The organism is Roseateles sp. P5_B10 (assembly GCF_056400485.1).
This window is the reverse complement of record NZ_JBFULE010000632.1, coordinates 1-3,103: the sequence shown is the minus strand read 5'-3', so window position 1 is coordinate 3,103 and position 3,103 is coordinate 1. Positions and strand designations below refer to the sequence as shown.

Here is a 3,103-nt window from a genome sequence, read left to right as displayed (position 1 = left end):
GGCCGGTGATGCACTCGGTGACCGGGTGCTCCACCTGCAGCCGCGTGTTCATCTCCAGGAAGTAGAAGCCCTGGTCCTTGCCGACGACGAACTCCACCGTGCCGGCGCTCTGATAGTTCACCGCCTTTGCCAGAGCCACCGCCTGCTCTCCCATCGCGCGGCGCGTGGCCTCGCTGATAAAGGGCGACGGCGCCTCCTCGATGACCTTCTGGTGGCGGCGCTGGATGGAGCATTCGCGCTCCCACAGGTAGACGACGCTGCCCTGTGAATCGCCCAGCACCTGGATCTCGATGTGGCGCGGTTCCTCGACGAACTTCTCGATGAAGACGCGGTCGTCGCCAAAGCTGTTGCGCGCCTCGTTGCGGCAGGACGTGAAGCCCTCGAAGGCTTCCTTGTCGTTGAAGGCCACGCGCAGGCCCTTGCCACCACCGCCGGCGCTGGCCTTGATCATGACTGGGTAGCCGATGCGCGCCGCGATGCCCACGGCCTCCTCGGCCGACAGGATGGGTTCGTTGTGCCCGGGAATGGTGTTGACGCCGGCCGCGGTCGCCAGCTTCTTGGACGCGATCTTGTCGCCCATCGCGGCGATGGAGCCGTGCTTGGGGCCGATGAAGACCAGGCCCTCCTCCTCGACGCGGCGCGCGAACTCCTCGTTCTCGGACAGGAAGCCGTAGCCGGGGTGGATGGCCTGGGCACCGGTCTGCTTGGCAGCGGCAATGATCTTGTCGGCGACAAGATAGCTCTCGCGCGACGGCGCCGGGCCAAGCAGCACGGCTTCATCGGCCAGCTCGACGTGGCGGGCGTCCTTGTCGGCTTCGGAATAGACGGCGACGGTAGCGATGCCCATCTTCCTTGCCGTGGCGATGACCCGGCAGGCGATCTCACCCCGGTTGGCAATCAGGATCTTGGTAAACATGAGGTGCCTCGTTATTTCGTTTTCGCGAGCAGCTTCTTGCGCTGCTCGGTGAAGTGCCACCACGGCTGGGCAGACCCGCCGTTCATGAAATCGTGGGCGGCCATGAAGGTGTCGAGCACGCAGGGGTCATGGCGCTGGCCCATCGGGTCGCGCAGGCGGTCGTAGGTCTTGAAGGGGTCCATGGCCTTCACGTGCGCAGGCGTGGGCAAGCCCAGTTGGACGAGATCGGCGGCCATGGCCCTGCCGATGTTGGGGATGTCGGTGAGCTTGAGCGCCTCGGCGGCGCAACGTGCCTTGGCCATCAGGGTGCCTCGCCATCACGCAGCGGGTTGGGCAGGGACAGGCGATCACCGCAATCTCCCTGCGCGCAGGGCAACTGGCCCACCAGTTGCAGATGCAAGCCGGCGGGAAGATCGGCATCGGTGTTGGGCAAGCGCCCCAGCACCTTGACGGCGAGGACGCGCGCACCGGGTTCCCACTTGGCAAGCCCTTCGCCTTCGATCAAGGCAAAGCTGCTCTGGTAGCCGCCGCCAACAGCCATGACGCGGGCACGCGTCGGCGCGACCACATCGTTGAGCTTCACGGCCGTCAGCACGACCTGATCCTGGTAGCGGAAGGGGTTCTGCGCCAGTGCATTCAGGCCGACCCAGATGCCGGCACCCAATGGCTTGGCAAAAGTCTGCAGGCGCTGCGCATTGGCTTGCTTCTGTGCGTCGCGCTCTTCACGCGCCTGGCGTTGGCGTTGCTGGCTGGCCACGCTGTTGCTGTACTGGGTGAAATCCTTGCCGGCTTCCAGCGGCAGCGATGCCTCGATCAGGATGCCCTTGGGATTGCCGTACTGATCCATCTCCAGTTCGGCCTGCGGCGCGATGCGAACGCGGACGTGGGTACGCTCGCCGCCAGGTCGACCGCGCTCGCGCAGGCGGTCATCGCCACAGCGGAGCTTGAGCTTGTCCAGCGCCGAGCGCAGCATCTGCTTGGCCGCGTCGTCAGACACCAGCGCCGGGCCGTCGGCCTGCAGCACGAAGAGCGTGTCGGGCTTGCAGGGGTCGGGATACTTGGTCAGCTCGCTGGTGGCCTCCACAGCCAGGCGCGGGCTCATGCCCTCCAGCTTGGGCAGGGGACCGAGATCAAACAGCACGTTGTCACTCCGCAGGGCACGCGCCTTGAGGCCCTGCGAGGGCTCGGGCAGGTAGACACCGGCACTGAACCGCCCTGCCCATTCCTCGCGGTGCTGGGGCGAATTGCGCAGTGTCCAGATGGCCTTGCCCTGGCCTTCGGCGAGGCCGTCGCGGCAGGCGCCCTGGTAGCTGAACGCATAGTCGTTGCTGGCCAGATAGGCCGGCGCGGACACCACGCAGCCGCTGGCCGCGTCCTTGTGCTGCGCGGCCTGCGCATGGGAGGCCAGCAGCCCCAACGCCAAGAACCAAGCGTGCTTCACAGCGGGATGTTCCCGTGCTTGCGCCACGGGTTCTCCAGCTTCTTGTCCTTCAGCATCGACAGGCTGCGGCAGATGCGTTTGCGCGTCTCGTGCGGCTGGATGACGTCGTCGATGAAGCCGCGGCTGCCGGCGATGAAGGGGTTGGCGAAGCGGGCCTTGTATTCGGCCTCGCGGGCCGCCAGCTTGGCAGGGTCGCCCTTGTCCTCGCGGAAGATGATCTCCACCGCGCCCTTGGCGCCCATCACGGCGATCTCGGCGTTGGGCCAGGCGAAGTTGACGTCGCCGCGCAGGTGCTTGGAGGCCATCACGTCGTAGGCGCCACCGTAGGCCTTGCGGGTGATGACGGTGATCTTGGGCACCGTGCACTCGGCGTACGCATACAACAGCTTGGCGCCATGCTTGATGATGCCGCCGTACTCCTGTGAGGTGCCAGGCATGAAGCCGGGCACGTCGACGAAAGTGACGACCGGGATGTTGAAGGCGTCGCAGAAGCGCACGAAGCGCGCGGCCTTGATGCTGCTCTTGATGTCCAGGCAGCCGGCCAGCACCAGCGGCTGGTTGGCAACGATGCCGACCGTCTGGCCTTCCATGCGCGCAAAGCCGGTGACGATGTTCTTGGCGTAGTCGGGCTGCAGCTCGAAGAAGTCACCGTCGTCGACGACCTTGAGGATCAGTTCCTTGATGTCATAGGGCTTGTTCGGGTTCTCGGGCACCAGCGTGTCCAGCGAATAGTCCAGGCGCGTGGC

Annotated in this window: 4 protein-coding genes; all 4 read right to left on the bottom strand. The window is 65.9% G+C overall.

Going from position 1 to position 3,103, the window contains the following annotated elements:
• Positions 1-916 (bottom strand): acetyl-CoA carboxylase biotin carboxylase subunit (locus tag AC1DU6_RS25120; RefSeq protein WP_477860408.1); only part of this gene is annotated, 916 nt, incomplete at its 3' end.
• Positions 917-927: 11 nt separating this feature from the next.
• Complete coding sequence (locus AC1DU6_RS25115; RefSeq protein ID WP_477860406.1) at positions 928-1,218, bottom strand: helix-hairpin-helix domain-containing protein; 291 nt, start codon at positions 1,216-1,218, stop codon at positions 928-930.
• On the bottom strand, positions 1,218-2,357 hold the full coding sequence (locus tag AC1DU6_RS25110) for a hypothetical protein (RefSeq protein WP_477860404.1): 1,140 nt from the start codon (positions 2,355-2,357) through the stop codon (positions 1,218-1,220). The genes AC1DU6_RS25115 and AC1DU6_RS25110 overlap by 1 nt, the downstream gene beginning before the upstream one ends.
• Positions 2,354-3,103: acyl-CoA carboxylase subunit beta (locus tag AC1DU6_RS25105; RefSeq protein ID WP_477860403.1), on the bottom strand; the 750-nt coding region annotated here is incomplete at its 5' end. The genes AC1DU6_RS25105 and AC1DU6_RS25110, both read right to left, overlap by 4 nt.